The organism is Candidatus Thalassolituus haligoni, from assembly GCF_041222825.1.
In the GTDB taxonomy this organism is placed as follows: domain Bacteria; phylum Pseudomonadota; class Gammaproteobacteria; order Pseudomonadales; family Oceanobacteraceae; genus Oceanobacter; species Oceanobacter antarcticus.
In genome coordinates this window covers 312,598-330,194 of sequence record NZ_CP139482.1, presented here as the reverse complement: position 1 = coordinate 330,194, position 17,597 = coordinate 312,598, and the positions used below count along the sequence as shown (strand labels likewise).

The 17,597-nt window shown below is 54.3% G+C and carries 20 protein-coding genes; 5 read left to right on the top strand and 15 right to left on the bottom strand.

Annotated features, from left to right (window positions below):
* Positions 1 to 53 precede the first annotated feature (53 nt).
* The 5 genes from SOJ49_RS01550 to SOJ49_RS01530 all read right to left on the bottom strand — a co-directional run bounded on the left by SOJ49_RS01550 (position 54) and on the right by SOJ49_RS01530 (position 5,375).
* Positions 54 to 317, bottom strand: coding sequence for a Txe/YoeB family addiction module toxin (locus SOJ49_RS01550; protein WP_369856469.1), 264 nt, complete (start codon positions 315 to 317; stop codon positions 54 to 56).
* Complete coding sequence (locus SOJ49_RS01545; RefSeq protein WP_369856468.1) at positions 314 to 556, bottom strand: type II toxin-antitoxin system Phd/YefM family antitoxin; 243 nt, start codon at positions 554 to 556, stop codon at positions 314 to 316. Before SOJ49_RS01545 ends, SOJ49_RS01550 begins: the two co-directional genes overlap by 4 nt.
* A gap of 99 nt (positions 557 to 655) precedes the next feature.
* Entirely contained in the window at positions 656 to 2,011 is a 1,356-nt protein-coding gene (locus SOJ49_RS01540) for a restriction endonuclease subunit S (protein ID WP_369856467.1), read from the bottom strand.
* The gene (locus SOJ49_RS01535) at positions 2,011 to 4,482 is read right to left on the bottom strand and encodes an N-6 DNA methylase (protein WP_369856466.1); all 2,472 of its coding nucleotides are present in this window, start codon (positions 4,480 to 4,482) and stop codon (positions 2,011 to 2,013) included. Before SOJ49_RS01535 ends, SOJ49_RS01540 begins: the two co-directional genes overlap by 1 nt.
* A 368-nt stretch (positions 4,483 to 4,850) precedes the next feature.
* The gene (locus SOJ49_RS01530) at positions 4,851 to 5,375 is read right to left on the bottom strand and encodes an ureidoglycolate lyase (protein ID WP_369856465.1); all 525 of its coding nucleotides are present in this window, start codon (positions 5,373 to 5,375) and stop codon (positions 4,851 to 4,853) included.
* A 255-nt stretch (positions 5,376 to 5,630) separates the two neighbouring features.
* Between SOJ49_RS01530 and puuE the strand changes: the two genes are divergently transcribed.
* Both puuE and alc read left to right on the top strand, forming a co-directional pair.
* Entirely contained in the window at positions 5,631 to 6,578 is a 948-nt protein-coding gene (gene puuE, locus SOJ49_RS01525; RefSeq protein ID WP_369856464.1) for an allantoinase PuuE, read from the top strand.
* Positions 6,575 to 7,603 carry an allantoicase gene (gene alc / locus SOJ49_RS01520; protein ID WP_369856463.1) on the top strand — a complete coding sequence of 343 codons (1,029 nt, stop codon included), beginning with the start codon at positions 6,575 to 6,577 and terminating at the stop codon, positions 7,601 to 7,603. The genes puuE and alc overlap by 4 nt, the downstream gene beginning before the upstream one ends.
* Positions 7,604 to 7,727: 124 nt before the next feature.
* Here alc and SOJ49_RS01515 read toward each other — a convergent pair whose 3' ends face one another.
* The 9 genes from SOJ49_RS01515 to SOJ49_RS01475 form a co-directional block, all read right to left on the bottom strand.
* Positions 7,728 to 7,976 carry a DUF2164 domain-containing protein gene (locus SOJ49_RS01515; RefSeq protein ID WP_369856462.1) on the bottom strand — a complete coding sequence of 83 codons (249 nt, stop codon included), beginning with the start codon at positions 7,974 to 7,976 and terminating at the stop codon, positions 7,728 to 7,730.
* A 131-nt stretch (positions 7,977 to 8,107) separates the two neighbouring features.
* Positions 8,108 to 8,596, bottom strand: coding sequence for a bacterioferritin (gene bfr, locus SOJ49_RS01510; protein WP_369856461.1), 489 nt, complete (start codon positions 8,594 to 8,596; stop codon positions 8,108 to 8,110).
* Positions 8,597 to 8,607: 11 nt separating this feature from the next.
* Positions 8,608 to 9,081 (bottom strand): bacterioferritin, encoded by a 474-nt coding sequence (gene bfr / locus SOJ49_RS01505; RefSeq protein WP_369856460.1) that lies wholly within the window; start codon positions 9,079 to 9,081, stop codon positions 8,608 to 8,610.
* 235 nt (positions 9,082 to 9,316) lie between these two features.
* On the bottom strand, positions 9,317 to 9,796 hold the full coding sequence (locus tag SOJ49_RS01500) for a DUF2947 family protein (RefSeq protein WP_369856459.1): 480 nt from the start codon (positions 9,794 to 9,796) through the stop codon (positions 9,317 to 9,319).
* Between the two features lie 142 nt (positions 9,797 to 9,938).
* Positions 9,939 to 11,342 (bottom strand): threonine synthase, encoded by a 1,404-nt coding sequence (gene thrC / locus SOJ49_RS01495; RefSeq protein ID WP_369858023.1) that lies wholly within the window; start codon positions 11,340 to 11,342, stop codon positions 9,939 to 9,941.
* A 147-nt stretch (positions 11,343 to 11,489) separates the two neighbouring features.
* Complete coding sequence (locus SOJ49_RS01490; RefSeq protein WP_369856458.1) at positions 11,490 to 11,876, bottom strand: hypothetical protein; 387 nt, start codon at positions 11,874 to 11,876, stop codon at positions 11,490 to 11,492.
* A gap of 2 nt (positions 11,877 to 11,878) precedes the next feature.
* A complete protein-coding gene (locus SOJ49_RS01485; protein WP_369856457.1) occupies positions 11,879 to 12,193 on the bottom strand; it encodes a rhodanese-like domain-containing protein in 315 nt (104 codons plus the stop codon).
* On the bottom strand, positions 12,193 to 12,594 hold the full coding sequence (locus tag SOJ49_RS01480; RefSeq protein ID WP_369856456.1) for a hypothetical protein: 402 nt from the start codon (positions 12,592 to 12,594) through the stop codon (positions 12,193 to 12,195). The genes SOJ49_RS01485 and SOJ49_RS01480 overlap by 1 nt, the downstream gene beginning before the upstream one ends.
* A 111-nt stretch (positions 12,595 to 12,705) precedes the next feature.
* Entirely contained in the window at positions 12,706 to 12,903 is a 198-nt protein-coding gene (locus SOJ49_RS01475) for a heavy-metal-associated domain-containing protein (RefSeq protein ID WP_369856455.1), read from the bottom strand.
* A 334-nt stretch (positions 12,904 to 13,237) separates the two neighbouring features.
* Here SOJ49_RS01475 and SOJ49_RS01470 point away from each other — a divergent pair, with 334 nt between their 5' ends.
* The 3 genes from SOJ49_RS01470 (at position 13,238) to SOJ49_RS01460 (ending at position 16,814) form a co-directional block, all read left to right on the top strand.
* A complete protein-coding gene (locus SOJ49_RS01470) occupies positions 13,238 to 15,709 on the top strand; it encodes a heavy metal translocating P-type ATPase (RefSeq protein WP_369858022.1) in 2,472 nt (823 codons plus the stop codon).
* 74 nt (positions 15,710 to 15,783) lie between these two features.
* On the top strand, positions 15,784 to 16,200 hold the full coding sequence (cueR, locus tag SOJ49_RS01465) for a Cu(I)-responsive transcriptional regulator (protein WP_369856454.1): 417 nt from the start codon (positions 15,784 to 15,786) through the stop codon (positions 16,198 to 16,200).
* A gap of 212 nt (positions 16,201 to 16,412) precedes the next feature.
* Positions 16,413 to 16,814 carry a NifB/NifX family molybdenum-iron cluster-binding protein gene (locus tag SOJ49_RS01460; RefSeq protein WP_369856453.1) on the top strand — a complete coding sequence of 134 codons (402 nt, stop codon included), beginning with the start codon at positions 16,413 to 16,415 and terminating at the stop codon, positions 16,812 to 16,814.
* A gap of 127 nt (positions 16,815 to 16,941) precedes the next feature.
* Here the strand turns inward: SOJ49_RS01460 and SOJ49_RS01455 are convergent, their stop codons facing one another.
* A complete protein-coding gene (locus SOJ49_RS01455; protein ID WP_369856452.1) occupies positions 16,942 to 17,460 on the bottom strand; it encodes a DUF3087 family protein in 519 nt (172 codons plus the stop codon).
* Positions 17,461 to 17,597: the final 137 nt, after the last annotated feature.

Below are 17,597 nucleotides of genomic sequence, written 5' to 3'. Positions count from 1 at the left end.
CTTATTGTCCTTATGGGGTGGTTTACTTGTTTGTGAAGAGAGAGGTCCGGTCATTATTCATAATGACTCCAGAGCCGCAGCACCTTGATGGTCTTTTGGTCTTCAAGTACCTGATACACCAGCCGGTGCTGGATATTGATTCGGCGTGAATACGCACCAGCCAAATCACCAATCAGTTTTTCGTAGGGTGGTGGTTTGCGGTAAGGGTCTTCGGCGATCAGCGCCAAAAGTTGTTGCGCTTTGGCCTTGAGGCCGCTGGCGGCGAGTTTTTTGGCGTCTTTCTGGGCCTGTTTGGTGTACACCAGCGCCCAGTTCACCAGTCCAGTTCCTGATCACAGTCTTCGATATCGGTTGCCAGCCCTTCACGGATGGATTCGCGCATACCGGGCACCGACAGCAGGTACAGGGTTTCCTGAATGGCTGCCCAGTCTTCTTCCGACACCAGCACGGCGTTATTGCGTTTGCCGCTGATGACCACCGGCTGGTGGGATTCGGCGGTTTCATCGATCAGGCGATACAGTTTGCTGCGTGCTTCGGTTGCGGTTATGCCGTTCATCACACACCTCGGGTTGTATAAATAAAAACCAGTGTACGCCCGAAAGTACGTACGTCAATGCGGACGGCTAGAGGGTTGTCGGACGTCGGACGTCGGACGCTAGGTGTCGGGTGTAGTCGCTGGCTCCGGCAGCTTAAACCCGCGTACATCAATCTTGCCGGTGACGGCGGCGGTAATCAGCGTGGTACGGTATTCCTCAAGACGGGTGATGGTGTCTGATGTTTTACTTTTTAATGTGTCCAACTTGCTTAACTCGGAATTGAGGTAGAGAACTATCTCCACTTGCTCCTCGTAGCCTGGAATGCCAATTCTGAAATCTTTGATGAAGTCTTCTGGTACTCGCTTTTGGCCCCCTGCTCCATACATTTCAGAGGCTCCTATTTCTCTGAATGGATAGCTAATAGAGAGATAGAAGAGCCACTCTGGATTGATTTCCTCCTCAGATCGCAGAACGTGTAGCTCGGTAGTTCCAAAGGCTACTTGGTTTGTAAGGCTTCTAGCTAGCGCTCCCTTACCGTTCTCAAAACAAGGAGTGATCTTCGCGACGACCACATCATCATCTTTAAAGTAGGTGTAACCTGCGTATACCTGCTCCAATATCTTTTCCTGGCCCAGTTTAATTCCACCGTATTCACCAACAGCTTCCATCGGTACGAATGAAACAACATCAGTATCTGACAGATCTCTTATTTCTGATTTAACAGGGTTTGAGCGTATTACAAAACGCAAACGCTTCACTTCCCAGCCCTCGGGCACTTGCCCGAGCCATTCCACGCCGGAGTCTTTGAGTGCGGCATCCGGGTTGAGCCCTCGGGTGACGGCCTGGGTAATCAGGGCGATACGCTGTTCGTTCAGACGTTCGATCAGGGCCTGTTTTTGGGCAATCAGCTGATCCAGCTGAGCGGTTTTATAGTCCAGAAAACGGGCGATCTGGGTTTGTTCGGGGAGAGGGGGAAGCGGCACTTTAAAGCTATTCAGTGCACCGATTGTTAGCTGGTTTATCGTCGTTGTTAGATAAGCCCCTGACTGATACTCGAAAATCTTTGAGTTAAAAACATAGTAGAGAAAATGGTTTATTGGACTTCGGTAGACAGTAGTAAAAGCTCCGAACGAGCTGCCGGAAAAATCTTCTGTTATCAGCCCGCATTTTCCGATGAGTTCTTTGCTTCCATTTCGGGAACAGATCAATATATCACCGACCCTAGTTCTTAATTTTTCAGGAATTTTCGTTGATACATATGTGTTGTCTTTATTCGTGATTTGGCCATTTTGAATGTTGCTTGATCGCAATACGAGCGTGCCGGAATCTACATTTGTTAAGTCATCTGGAGAATAAGTAAGACCAATGACGGCATCGCCAACAAACTTCAATGATTTAACAGACCAGCTGGCAGGGATGTTTCCCAGCCATGTTTGATCTGAGCTAATAGTATCCGAATAAGCCGCATACCCCATCACACCACCTCCTTTAACATCGCCAGAATCTGGCCTTCCAGATCCTTGATTTCCGCTTCAATCACGTCCAGTTCACGGGGTGGCTGGTACTGGTAAAAGTGGCGGTTAAAGGGGATTTCGTAGCCGACTTTGAGCTTGTCGAAGTCGATCCAGGCGTCGGTGCGGTAAGGCAGCACTTCAGCCGCCAGATAGTTCTGACAGTGGTCTCGTACCAGCTCGATCAGGGCGGATTTATCCACAGTGCCCTTGTCCTGTTTGGGGTTTTCGTAGGCCAGTGGCAGTGGCAGATTTATCAGGCTGTTGGCGTTGTCACGCTGGCCATTGGCAAGCAGGCCGCCGGGGAAGGGCACGTTTTCGGTATCGCGCAGTTCCGGGTCGGATTCCGGGTTGTTTTTGTTGTCGGTACAGATATCCGCCAACGGGTCGCGTTCGGCCAGTATGCCGGGGGCCAGCAGGGCTTTTTGCAGGATGGTATCCCATTTGATACCGGCCAGCGCCAAGGCGGGTTTCAGAATTTTGATAAATGCCTGGCGGTTTTTAATCGGTTCCGCCTGGTTCGCAAATTCTGCTTTCTGCTGGTTCAGCGCATCAAGGATAGCCTGTTGCAGGCTTTTGCCGAGGGCTTCTTCGAGTGCAATCTGTTTTTTGTCCTTGCGCTTTTTCGAGCTGGCGAGGTCTGCAAACCATTTGCTGTTTTGTAGCCGTTGGATGCGTTCGTCGTTGACGGTGAAGTTCAGCCGTAGTGGCCGTTCGACGGTGATTTTGAAGTAGCCGAAGTCCTGATTGTTAAAGGTTTTGCTGACGAAGATGGGTTGAGAAGCGTCGCGTCTCTTGTCTTTGGGGCTGTCGCTATTGGTGCGAATTTGCGCCAGCGTCCGCTGTTCGCTGTGGTCGGCGTTGGCGGTCAGGCCATTGCCGTAGAGTTCGGTAATCAGCCGGATATGGTCGGGTTCATTGCTGTTATCAGAGCTTGTGCCCCCTACTGAGCCAGTACCGAGTTTCTTGCGCTTGTCGCCGAGGCTCTTTTTCATTTTCCAGGCGAAGTCGGTGGCGTTGATCAGCTGGATCTTGCCCTTGCGTTCGGGGGCCTTGCGGTTGGTGACGATCCAGATGTAGGTGTAAATGCCGGTGTTGTAGAACAGCTGGTCGGGCAGGCCAATAATGGCTTCGAGCATGTCGTGTTCAATGATCCAGCGGCGGATATTGCTTTCGCCACTACCGGCATCGCCGGTAAACAGCGGCGAGCCGTTAAAAATAACGGCGATACGGGCACCGCGTCCGTCGTCGATGGGGCGTAACTGCGAGGGGATGGATTCGGTGTATTTCTGCCGTGCCTGTTCTTCGGCAGACCGTGAGGTTTGCTGCTTGGCTTGATCCTTTAACCATGCCGCCAATTCTGGCTGATGCTGTGGGCCGGGCTGTTCCATTTTGTCGATCATATGCAGCAAAAACAGCAGGGCACCGTCGTTGATGCGCGGCAGGCCGGGGCCAAAGCGGCCCTTGAAGCCAAAGGTTTCGTATTCGCCGCTGACAAAGTCTTTTTCCGGTTTCCATTCCACGCCAAACGGCGGGTTGGCGGCCATGTAGTGGAAGTATTTGTCCGGGTGGCCGTCGCCGTCGGTAAAGCCGTCTTTGCTGCGACCGGTGCCAAGGGTATCGCCGAAGACGACGTTGTCGGCTTCTTCGCCCTTGATCATCAAATCGGAGCCGCAGATGGCGTAGGACTCGGGATTGTATTCCTGGCCAAACAGGCTGACGTCGGCCTTGTCGTTCTGGCGTAGAATGGTTCTTTCCGCTTCCGATAGTATGCCGCCGGTGCCGCAGGTCGGGTCGTACACCCGGATGACCTTGCGGCCCTGGTAGATGTCTTCTTCACCGGTAAACAGCAGGTTGACCATCAGCTGCACGACTTCGCGTGGGGTGAAGTGATCCCCGGCTTCTTCGTTGGCCTGTTCGTTAAAGCGTCGCACCAGATCTTCAAAGATAGTGCCCATGTCGCTGTTGGGAATACGACTGGGGTGCAGGTCGATGTTCTGGAATTCCTTGATGATTTCGTACAGGCGGTTGGCTTCGTCGAGGCGTTCGATTTCTTCGTCGAATTTGAATTTTTCCAGAATGGCGCGAGCACGGGAGGAAAACCCGGCCATATAGGCGCGCAGATTGGTAGCCAATTGGGTGTCGTCGTCGAGCAGGTTGTCGAAGCTGAATTTACTGGTGTTGTGGAATTTGAGTTTCAGCTTGTGGTTGATGGTGCGCTCGATGGTGGCGGTATCGGTCTTGAGGGCGATCAGGTTTTGGTACAGCTGGCTGACTTCGCTACGATTGTCTGCCAATACACAGTCCAGACGCCGCAGCACGGTGAGCGGAATCATGACCCGGCGGTATTGAGGCGGCCGATACGGCCCACGCAGCAGGTTGGCGATGTTCCATACGAGGTCACTGTGCTTCTGGAGTTGGGACTGGTCGGTCACGGGCTGTCCTTGATGCGTCTGACGGGAATCAGGCTATTGAAATAAAGTCGGGAATCATGCCCGAGATGGGTGCCGGGCTGCAATTTCTGTGTGTTGTTCCGGTTATGGTTGCCGGAATCAGCGCATGTATTGCAAATACTGTTCAAACTCTTTATTTCCGACCGGTTCAGTGCGCTGCATTTTCAGCAGAGCCTGACGGATCTGTTCCGGGCTGGCCTTCAGGTTTTTGATCCAATATCGGTGTTGGTGATAAGGGGCTGGCTGGCGTTCCATCACATCGTTCCATCACATCGTTCCATCACAACGTTCCATTGCAGTGTCATACGCCTGCGGCGATGACACTGCCGTTTTTATTCTGCAAGCGCTGCTTACTCAATCACCCCGCGCACGCCATCGGCAAAATAATGCAGGTCACAGTTTTGCTCCGGGCCACCGCGATCAACAACCAAAAACTCCTGATCCACTTTTTCCACCAGCAGCGGGAAATGCCATACCCCACGGGCAAAGTTCACACCCTGGCAGCCGTTGGTACAAAACAGCGTCAGGTTCTCCGGTGACGGCGCTTCACCCGCCGGTGCCACCAGCACCAGAAACGGCGTATCCGACAGTGGAATAAACGCCTGACTCGACATTGGGTGTCGCTCCATCATGTCCACTTGCAGTGGCCGGGGCCGTGGACGGGCGCGGAAAATACTCAACAGCGGCTTGCCATCCGCCTCGGTCAGGTCGACATCCGCCAGGTTATGGAAGCGATCAGCGTAACCATCGTTGATGGAGAAATGGTCACGGCCTGCCGTTTCGATCACATCACCAAAAGGCGCAAAGGCCTCCCGGCTCAAGGATTGTGGCGTGAGGGTGACGAAGCCCGGCGCCGGTTCAACAAAAGGTTCCATAGAGGTTTCCTGCAGTAAGAATTCAGCAGCCAGAGATTCGGAAGACAGTCCCGACAAGCAGTATCGGATGCGTCATTGTAGCCGACTCATTAACTCGATGATGGGCCTAAATGTCTGATTTGACCAATCGGTCAGGATTTTTTATTGAGTGGATTCCAAGGACAAGATAATCTGCCAGCACTTTCAAGAATACGCGCATATTCTTCCTGCCCGGCAGATCTCTGCAGCGCGGCAGCCGTCCGACTGGAGAACACAATGTCTGTGGATTATCCCCGCGATTTAATCGGTTATGGTGGTCAACCCCCACACCCGCAATGGCCTGGTGACGCCCGTATCGCCATCTCGTTTGTGCTCAACTACGAAGAGGGCGGCGAACGCTGCATCCTCCATGGCGACCAGGAGTCTGAAGCCTTCTTGTCCGAGATGCCAGCGGCGCAGGCGCTCGCCAATGTGCGCCATATGAGCATGGAATCCATTTATGAATACGGCAGCCGTGCAGGTGTGTGGCGTATTCTCAAACTGTTTGAACAGCACAATATTCCACTCACCATCTTTGCCGTAGCCATGGCAGCGGAACGCCATCCAGAACTGATCAAGGCCATGCACGCTGCCGGTCATGAAATCTGCAGCCACGGCTACCGTTGGATCGACTACCAGTACATGAGCAAGGAAGAGGAAACCGAGCACCTCAACAAAGCCATCGAAATCCTCCAGGGCATTACCGGCGAACGGCCACTGGGCTGGTATACCGGTCGCACCGGCCCCAACACCCGCGATATCGTCATGGCAGAAGGTGGTTTCCTGTACGACTCCGACAGCTACGACGACGATCTGCCCTACTGGGTCAATGGCCCCAAAGATTCAACCGGGGCAGAAAAACCGCACCTGATCATCCCCTATACCCTCGACACCAACGATATGCGTTTTGCTACGCCACAGGGCTTTAACAGCGGCGCACAGTTTTATCAGTACCTGAAAGACGCCTTCGATGTGCTCTACGATGAAGGGGCCAACGGTGCAGCCAAGATGCTGTCGATCGGCCTGCACTGCCGTCTGATTGGCCGCCCGGCGCGGCTGGCGTCGCTGAAACGTTTTATTGAATACGCCGCAGGCCACCAGCAGGTATGGTTCCCGCGTCGCATGGATATCGCCAAGCACTGGCACGAACACCACTACCCGACTTCCGTACAGAGCCAAGCATGAACACCACACTCACTCCAGAAAAACTCAAGCAATACGTCAACCTGGCCAACCGTCGCCTGGGCACCGAAGTGACCTACGTGACCGACGACTGGTTTGCCGAAGCCAACCGCATGCTCAACCCGGAAGCACCGGTGTGGCAAGAAGGCGTCTACGACGACAACGGCAAGTGGATGGATGGCTGGGAATCACGCCGCAAGCGCCAGGCCGGTTACGACTACGCGATTATTCGTCTGGGTGTGACCGGTGTGATCAAGGCGGTGGATATCGACACCCGTTTCTTCACCGGCAACTACCCGCCATCCGCCTCGCTGCAAGCCTGTTACTGTCCGACTACATCCAATGGTGACATCGGCGACCCGACGGCCGATACCGAATGGAGCGAGATCCTGCCAGCGGTCAACCTGCAGGGCGACAGCCATCACCTGCACGCCATTGACGATCGATACACCGACCAGCCCTGGACGCACCTGCGTCTGAACATTTTCCCCGACGGCGGTGTTGCCCGTTTACGTGTCTACGGCGTGCCTTACAAAGACTGGTCCAACCCGTCTGCAGACGAACAGGTCGACCTTGTGGCCGCTCTGAATGGTGGGCGTGCGCTGGCCTGTAACAACCAGCACTTTGGCCATATGAGCAACCTCATCCAGCCTGGCAAAGGCATCAACATGGGCGATGGTTGGGAAACCGCCCGTCGTCGTACACCGGGCAACGACTGGGTGATTCTGGCGTTGGGCCACGCAGGCACCATCGAAGAAATACTGATCGATACCCACCATTTCAAAGGCAACTACCCGGACAAGTGTTCGATACAGGCAGCCTGTGTCACCGGCGGCACCGACGACCAGATCGAAACCCAGAGTTTGTACTGGCAAGAACTGCTGCCGCAACAGAAAATGCAGCCCAATCAGGAACACAGCTACAAGGTGGAAATAAAAGATTTAGGCCCAGTGACCCATGTAAAGATCAATGTCTTCCCGGATGGGGGGATTAGCCGAGTGCGGTTGATGGGGAAAGTGGCCAGGTAACCGTCACAGGCAGCTGACCGGTCAAGTACAAGAGCGTTTGCGGAGTCCACCGGCACCCGAGCCGAGGTATGGCAAGCTCGTATTGCTGTTGCATGAGAACTGCAACGACAATAGGTTTCCAGCCCTAATACCCTTCTGGTTGCTCCAATTCCTGCACCAGATAACCGACTTCGTCCATTTTTTCACTGGCCAGTTGGTGGGCATCCTTCAAGCCGCGATTGTAGTAGTACGGCCCAATCTCGCGGGCAAAAAAGTCAATCAGAAACTCGGCATCAAAACTGCCAATCTCTTGCTGCAGCTCGTCAACGAAGTACTTCTTTACCCTGGCCGCCATACGTACTTTTTCATCGTTGGAAAAGGTTATTTCGCTCATTATCACACCATCAACCAAACTGTGAGTACCGTGCCCTCACCAAAGGGGGACGGTGACAGAAAAAAAACAGCCCTGCGTTGTCGTAACCGCAGGGCCATCGGGAGTGTGGCAGGTAGCCCTGCCAGAGCACATCAGGCCGCCGGAACGTCACTGCCCATTTGCGACTGCAGGTAGTTCTGCAGACCGATGCGATTGATCAGGCCAAGCTGTTTTTCGAGCCAGTAAGCGTGATCCACTTCAGTGTCATCCAGCATTTTCAGCAGAATATCGCGGGTGACGTAGTCTTGTACCGATTCGCAGTAAGCCATCACCTCGCGCAGGTCGGTGACGACCTTGTATTCGAGATCCAGATCACTTTGCAGCATCGCCGGAACGTCTTTACCGACGTTAATCGGCGCTCGGGTGACCATATCAGGGGTGCCTTCGAGGAACAGGATGCGTTCAATCAGATCGGCGGCGTGTTGTTTTTCGTCGTCGAATTCGTGATCGATACGGACGTACAATTTGTTCAGTCCCCAGTCCTGATACATGCGGGAGTGGACGAAGTACTGATCCATGGCAGCGAGTTCACCAGCCAGCAGTTCGTTCAGTTTATCAATAACCTGTTGATTGCCTTTCATGGTTCGTCTCCTCAGTCGTCACTCATCATGGATTGCAGGTAGTTTTCGATGCCCGTCGTGGCGATCAGGTGCTGCTGGGTTTCGATCCAGTCCAGATGAGCTTCTTCGTACTCAGTGATTTCTTCCAGTACCTCGCGGCTGACGAAGTCTTTGACGGATTCACAATAGGCGATGGCTTCGCGCAGCAGTTCAAGCTGCTCGATAATCTGTTCCAGGTCGCACTGCAGCATTTCTGCCGGGCTTTCACCGATGCGCAGGCGGTTCAGTTTTTGCAGATTGGGCAGGCTTTCAAGGAAGAGGACACGCTCGATCAGTTCATCGGCCTGCTTCATGTCCTTGATGGATTTTTTGTAGCACTTGGTGTTGAGTTCTTCGAAACCCCAGTTTTTGTACATGCGGGCATGTAAAAAATATTGGTTGATCGAGGTCAGTTCAATAGTAAGCACCTGATTCAGGTATTCAATAACCTTGCTGTCGCCTTTCATAAGCCCTCCCAATCCTTGTTTTGATTAAATAGGGCCTAAGTCTAAGTATCAAATGACCTATCGGCAAGTAAACAAATGCAATGGTTGATTCAAACAGAAACTATTACGGTTTAATTAACACCCAATTATCACTCAATATCGGATCGGCTATCTTTTTTGTAGGAAAACCTACAAGTTATTGATTCTAAAAACATTATATAAAAAAATATTCAACCTCATTTTCATTTGAGAAATATCAACGTTTGGGACGAATTCCCGTTTGATATGAGCCATCATTAAAAAAACGCACCACTTCATCACGGCTTTTGCCCAGCAACATGGGCTGATCATCCACAAACAGGAAATTTTTCCAATGGCGCTGAAATATATCCCAGCGGGTCTGGACGATATGGTCGACATCGTAACAAAAAAAGACCGTGACGTTGGTTTCCCACGGGATGTGTTGCGCCATAAGCGCTGGCATGGCGTTAGCGTCGGCTTCCCAGGCCAATTGCCAGTTCTCTTTTGGTTGCCAGACGCCATTGCGAGACGGCCAGTCGTCTCCCAGAAAGTGACTGGCGTGAGCCGCTTCCTTGCTGATATGGGTTTTCCAGAACTGGTTGGCCGATGCTTTGTCGAGCGGGCGAATCAGACCCAGCGACTCTGAGTCCACCGGCAGTTCGCGGTGACGGAAAATCCAGCCCCATTTGAAGTCATTCAGGGATACGTAATTCATGGCAAACCTCAGGGAAGGTGGTCGGACGCCGAAACGTCAACAGCAGCACGATGGAAATAACCGGATTGATGCGACGACCCCGATAAAACTGGCCGACAACACATCACGATGCCGGGCGCCTGGACGCCCGACAGTCTGCCAGTCAATCCTTGAATGTATGGCTGGCAATAAATGCCTGAACGGTCTTGAGGTCAGCGGGTAATACGCTCAGCCGCTCTTCGCGTTCCATCAGGTCGTTCAGGTGGTGAGGCAATGTAGGCATCTCGAATCCGGCGCGCTTGACCGCATCTTCGAATTTCACCGGGTGGGCGGTGCCCAGGGTGATCATCGGGATACGGGTATTACGACGACATTCCCGTGCCGCCTTCACACCGATCGCGGTGTGCGGGTCGAGCAGGTAGCCGGTTTCAGCAAAGACCTGCTGCATCACAGCAACGGTTTCATCCTGATTCACCGCCATGCTGTCGAACAGCTCACGGGCTTTGGCCAGTTTGTCTTCATCCAGCGAGACCACGTCTGTTTTGGCATTCATGCGGCCCATCAGATCGGCCAGCGCGGCACCGTCGCGATCATAAAGATCAAACAGCAGGCGCTCGAAGTTGGACGATACGGCAATATCCATCGACGGGGTGATGGTGTGCTTGAGCGGATGCACTTCGTACAGGTTCTGGCTCATCAAGCGATGCAGCACGTCATTTTCGTTGGTGGCAATAATCAGTTGTTCGATCGGCAGCCCCATTTTACGAGCCATATATCCGGCAAAGATATCGCCAAAATTACCGGTCGGCACCGAGTAGGCCATTGGACGCAGCGGGCCACCCAGGTTCAGCGCGGAATAGAAGTAGTACACAATCTGGGACATGATACGTGCCCAGTTGATGCTGTTGACGGCCACCAGCTTGCGCTCACCACGCAGGAAAGACTGATCACCAAAGCTGGCCTTGACCATGTCTTGCGCCTGATCGAAGTTGCCTTCGATAGCGATGTTATGGATGTTATCACCGCTGACCGTGGTCATCTGACGGCGCTGGACGTCAGAAACCTTGCCGTAAGGATGCAGGATAAAAATGTCGACGTTGCGACAGGCCTTGGTGCCTTCAATCGCAGCGGAGCCGGTATCGCCGGAGGTTGCCCCCATAATCACGACTTTTTCGTGGCGACGTTCCAGTACGTAGTCCAGCAAACGACCCAGCAGTTGCAGGGCAAAATCCTTGAACGCCAGGGTCGGGCCGTGGAACAGCTCCAGTACGTATTCGTTGTGGTCAAGCTGTTGCAACGGTGCAACGGCTTTATGGCCGAACGCACCATAGACATCGTCGATCATGCCTTGCAGGGCTTCGGCATCCACACAGCCTTCAACAAAGGGATAGATGACCTTGTGCGCCAGTTCGGTGTACGACAGGTCGCGCCAGGATTCAAGCTCAGCCAGAGAAAACTGTGGTACTTCCTTCGGTACGTACAAGCCGCCATCGGCAGCCAGACCGGTTAACAAAACGTCGTCGAACGCCAGCTCTGGCGCATTACCCCGAGTGGAGATGTATTTCATCATGGTATGGAACCCGAATATCCTGGTTTGCTGTCAGGTGATATGGCGACCGCGCCAGGCAATTGGCAGCGCCCCCATAAAAAAGGCGCTAGTTTACCTGCTTTGCGAGAAGCACGCACGGATCACCAGGATAATCCCCCGCTCAGGTCAATGCAGCACCGGAAGCGGCTGGATTTCATCCACATCCAGGTGCACAGCAAGGATGCTGACCAGGGAGGGCAGCGTCAGGTTTTCAAAGGCGTCGTAGACCGGGTTCACTTCCGATGACTCCGGGTATTCCAGATGCACGCCATAGCGTCCCTGCGTCTGGCCCAGCGTATAGAGGTAAGCGCGGATACCCGGTTCATCCAGATCACAGATGTAAATGGCACGCAGGTCGGTATTGATACGCTCATCAATCGCAAACGCATCAGCTCCCAGCTGTTCGGTTAACAACAGCAGCAGGTGCTTGATGCCCTGATCCTTGTCCATCGCCCAGATATTCAATTCACCCATCTGGATACCTGTGCGGTCAGTCTGCGTGGTGGTTTTCATGATCAGCCCGCCACTTGCAGCTCCTGCCAGCGCAGGTAGCCTCCGCCCAGGTTGTACACCTGTTCAAAGCCGAAGCCGGTAAACAGCTCACATAAGTGTTCGCTGCGATGCCCGGAGTAGCAGTAGATCAGAATCGGTCGTTGCTTGTCGCCCTTGCGAATCAGGGTTTCGACCAGCGTATCATGGGCATGCAGGGCACCATCAAGGTGATTGCTGCGGTAGTCTCCAACGTCACGGCAATCGAGCAGCATCAGGTCGGGCTTGTCGAGCAGGTTCTGGATGTCTTCACACAGGATCATCTTGATGGGAGCCGTCATCAGTGCGTCTCCACCAGGTGCGCGATCATCAGGTCGTAGGCCTGGTGGTCAAAATCGATATGTTCGCGTGAAAAGAAGTCCGCCGCATTTTCGACCGCATCCTGAATCGCCGCCAGTACATAAGCCTGACAATGACGTGATGCCACCATATGGGCCGGGACTGAAGATTCAATCCGCAGCCGCCGGTTGGCGCGATCAAACGAGTGGAAACGCATGCCACGAAACGGCGGAACATCGGTACTCCCCGGCACCAGAAAATAGAGATCCAGATGAGGATCTTCCAGGTTCTTCTTGCGACCATTCATACTTGTCAGTTTTGCTGCAACCCTTGTCAGCGCCCCGACAAACGGGCTGTCTGATAACCCGCTTTCAGGCAAATATGCCCCGCAATACAGTGTCATAACGGCAGTCTCCCTAGTCAATTGCCTACTCACAGGGAGATATTGCAAGGAGTTTGCCAGCTTGACAGGGGGCCAAGATGTCCATTCCCTCGGCGTTATTAAAACGGCAAATTATCCCGCCGCTTTAGCCGGAAAGCCGCCGTCGTCCAGTGCCGCAGCCAGTTGCTCCAGTGTCGCTTTGGCATTGGTTTCTACCAGTCCGGTTTCAAGGCTGACGCTGACCTCGGCACTGTCATCCAGCCCTTTGATAATATGGGTGACGGCGTTGACACAGCCGCCGCAGGTCATGCCTTCTACGGTCAGTTTCATGATTTGTGCTCCTGTTCAGTGGGTGATTTAACACTGCGTCAATATGATCCTTGCCACAGTGGTAAGGTCAAGAATGCGTCTGCATCCGTCACCAGAATATTGATCTGGCTCGCTGAATCCGGTTTACCTTACAACGATGGCAAGGTTTACCATGTTGTTAATCGCTGACGGGGCGAGCAGGGTTTAACGTCCAACCAGCTCCACTGCCCAGCTCACCCAGTCCCTTCACTCGCTTCGCCAAGGAGGTTCCATGTCTGCCATTCAAACCTCAAGTTCACCGTCCGGCCAACCCCCGGCCACTCCGGAACACATTTTACGTCTGAATATCGACGGCATGACCTGTGCTTCCTGTTCTGCTCGGGTACAAAAAGCGCTGGCCAGCGTCGCTGGTGTGAGCGAGGCAACCGTCAATCTGGCGACCGAAACCGCAACGATTACCGGCAAAACCGGGTTAAACGTAGAAGCGCTGATTGAAGCTGTCGTCAAAACCGGTTACTCAGTCCATCAACCGGCAGCGATCGAGCTGGCCATTGAGGGCATGACCTGTGCGTCTTGCTCTGGCCGGATTGAACGGGTACTCAACAAGCAGCCTGGCGTGGTGGGTGCGGCGGTTAACCTGGCCACAGAGCAAGCACGAATCAATATATTGCCTGGCACCACGGCTGCCGAGCTGATTGCCGTGGTAGAAAAAGCCGGCTTCGGGGCCAAGGCGATGGGAACAGCGGAACAGGCCGGGCAATCGTCTCTCGATAACCGGGAAAAACGCGATGCCGAAGCCCAGATTTATCAGCGTGATCTGCTGATTGCTGCGGCGCTGACCTTGCCGGTGTTTATTCTGGAAATGGGGGGTCACCTGATTCCTGCCTTTCATCATTGGGTTATGGCCACACTGGGCCAGCAAACCAGTTGGCTATTGCAGTTTGTCTTAACGACGCTGGTGTTGCTGATACCGGGGCTGCGGTTTTATCAGCGGGGGATTCCGGCCTTGCTGCACGCGGCACCGGATATGAACTCTCTGGTGGCGGTCGGCACCCTGGCGGCCTGGGGCTTTTCAACCATCGCCACCTTTCTGCCCGGCCTGCTGCCACCAGGCACGGTGCATGTGTATTACGAAGCGGCTGCGGTGATCGTCACGCTGATTCTGCTGGGGCGGTTGCTGGAGGCTCGTGCCAAGGGCAGAACCTCGGAGGCGATTCGCCACCTGATCGGCCTGCAACCACACACTGCACGGGTGCAGCGCAACGGCCAGGTAATCGAGCTGGCGCTGGCAGACGTTATTCTGGGAGATCGCATCGAGTTACGTCCCGGTGAACGTGTCCCGGTGGATGGCGAGGTGATTGATGGTGACAGCTATATTGATGAATCCATGCTCACCGGAGAGCCCCTGCCCGTTCGACGCCAGCCCGGTAACAGCGTCACCGGCGGCACACTGAACCAGTCTGGTGCCTTGACGATTCAGGCGACGGCGGTCGGTGAACACAGCGTGCTGGCGCAAATTATCCGTATGGTCGAGCAGGCACAAGGAGCCAAACTGCCGATTCAGGCCCTGGTCGACAAGGTCACGCTTTGGTTTGTGCCCACCATCATGGCGCTGGCCTTACTGACCTTTGTCGTGTGGCTGATCTTTGGCCCGGAACCGGCGCTGACTTTTGGGCTGGTGAATGCCGTGGCGGTACTGATTGTCGCCTGTCCCTGTGCCATGGGGCTGGCCACACCGACTTCGCTAATGGTCGGCACCGGCCGGGGTGCAGAAGCCGGAGTGTTATTTCGCAAAGGCGAAGCCTTGCAGCACTTGCAGGATGTGGCCGTTATTGCGGTAGATAAAACCGGCACCCTGACCGAGGGCAAACCGGCGTTGACCGATCTGGAAGTCATGCCTGATTTTGAGGCTGCTGCCGTTCTGGCCCTGATCGCCGCCGTTGAACAACATTCTGAACACCCGATTGCCCGCGCCATTGAAACGGCAGCACAGCAACAGCAACTGACCATACCGGCTTGCTCAGACTTTGAATCGCTCACTGGCCTGGGCGTGACAGCCAAAGTGATGACAGCGGCCAGGGCAGGAGTGACGCCAAATGAACAGACCCAGCACATCGCACTGGGGGCGGATCGGCTGATGCAACAAATGGGCATCGACATCCGCCCGCTGGCAAGCACCGCCGCCCGACTTGGCAAAGAAGGCAAAACGCCCCTGTATGCCGCACTGGATGGCCAACTCGCCGCCATCATCGCCGTCGCCGATCCCATCAAGGCAAGCACTCCGGACGCCATTGCCGGTTTGCACCAGTTGGGCCTCCAGGTTGTGATGATTACTGGTGACAACCGCCATACCGCCGCAGCGATTGCACACACCCTGGGAATTGATCAGGTCGTTGCCGAGGTATTACCCAGCGGCAAGGTGGACGCCTTGCAGCAGCTCAAAGCCGCACTCCCACAGGGTAAAAAACTGGTGTTTGTCGGTGACGGCATCAACGATGCGCCAGCGCTGGCGGCGGCCGATATCGGCATGGCGATTGGTACTGGCACCGACGTCGCGATTGAAGCCGCCGATGTGGTACTGATGTCGGGCAACCTCAACGGTGCCCGTACCGCCATCGCCCTCAGCAAAGCGACCATGACCAACATCCGCCAGAATCTGTTCTGGGCCTTTGCCTATAATGCCGCCCTGGTGCCCCTGGCTGCTGGCGTGTTCTACCCGGCCTTTGGCTGGTTGCTGTCGCCTGCCGTCGCAGCGGGTGCGATGGCCATGTCATCGGTGTTTGTCGTAGGCAACGCCTTGCGATTAAAGCGGATTCGTCTGTCCTGACAACGGATACCCAGCCTGAGAACAAACACATAGCCGTAACAAATACACACCCGTCAACCGAACAGGAGACCGGTATGAACATTGGAGCCGCTGCCAGCGCTTCGGGCATCAGTGCCAAGATGATCCGCTACTACGAATCGATTGGCCTGATTCAACCGGCAGCGCGCAGTGCTGCCGGATATCGTCGTTACCGCGAGCAGGACATTCACACCCTGAAATTTATACACCGGGCGCGAGGAATGGGTTTCCCGGTTGAAAAAACCCGAGAGCTGCTGACCTTGTGGCAAGACCAATCCCGCCACAGCGAAGATGTCAAACGATTGGCCACTGACCACATCACCGTATTGAATCAAAAGATTGCTGAACTGCAGTCGATGGTCAACAGCCTGCAATCACTGGTGAGCTGCTGCGCGGGTGATGACCGTCCAGATTGTCCCATTCTGGAAGACATCGCCAACCCGGAACATATAGACGAGAGCAACCACCATTGACGGCAACAACAAAGATAACAACAACTCTTCTACAGCATCAGGCGTAACGACCCACACGTCCTGAGTAATACGCTATTGAGCACTGTCGTTACTGCATGTGCCGCGATGCCATTTCTGACATTTATTGCTGCCAGATGCAGCCATGACTGCGTCGGATCAAATGTATTTTTTCTTCCCTCTTTAACATGGACGGACTGACCGGAGGAATCCCCATGACAGAACCCCTTATCGCCGTTGCGGTAGAAGAACACGGACAATTATCTCCCCACGCAGGCCGTGCTGTGCACTGGAATGTATATGTTGTATCGAACGGCCAGCCAGAGTTGGTCTGGAGTATCCATTTATCCAAAACAGGCAGCCTGCATGAATGGCATGTGCGTGGCGACGGCAATCGACACCCACTGCACGGGGTCGATATAGCTCTCTGCGGCTCAGCCGGAGAAGGTGTAGCCCGTCGGCTGGCAGAACGCGGCACCACGTTGGTGGCCACTTCAGAATCCGATCCGATCACAGCGATAACCGCTTACCTCAATAGCACCCTGGCGCCCGGACTTCCTCATGAAGAAATGGAATGCCTCGACCCGGAGCATCGCAAAGCAGTGAGTAAGAATTGAGAAAACGCTTGGTCAAGCATATAGAGTAGAGCTAAAGCTAGAGCAGGGAGCAGGGAGCAGGACAGAGCCTGCTCCCTTCATTAACCTTTTTTGGGGTGATAACAACGACCCGGAGTAGCCTCAGAGCCTATTTCAAACGCTGTTTGAAGGCATCCAGCAAGGCTGGGCTGTATTCATCCAGCGATACCGTCAGCTGCCGTTCAGACAGGGTGTTTTCCAGTTCAATGATTTTCTCTTGCAGCTCTGGCAATGTCAGGGTGTTGTCTTCCGACTCATAAAGCAGTTTCGCGCCGCGCAGATTGAAGTTCTGGATAACAAACGCGTCACGATCGCCCGCAGCCAGCGCTTGTTCAAGGATCTTGCTGCTGCGATAAATGCGGTTCAGCTCCCGTTTCAGACGCCACAGATACACCATGTCCGCCATCCAGGGTTTGTCCTTGATGCGGTTAAATAGCAGCGCCACCAGTGCCGCAGCCGTAGCCACCGCGAGTGCATTCAGCAGTGTGCTGGATTCGCCCCCCGCCCATAACGCCCGATACAGTTCGGAAAACAGCAGCGCCAGTACCAATAAAGTAATCACGGCCCCTCCCTGTACCTGGTTAAGGCGTTTTTTGTAGGTGGTTTTGTCGATAGAACGAAGCTGCACAATCACCATTCCTGAGCAAGAGAAAGAAGCCGCAGCATAAACCAGAACCATCCATTAAGCAGGTTCTGATCCTTGTTTGCCCTGCCACAAAGGCCATCCACCACGAAAATGGCTGATTGCGTTCAACAGGGCATGCC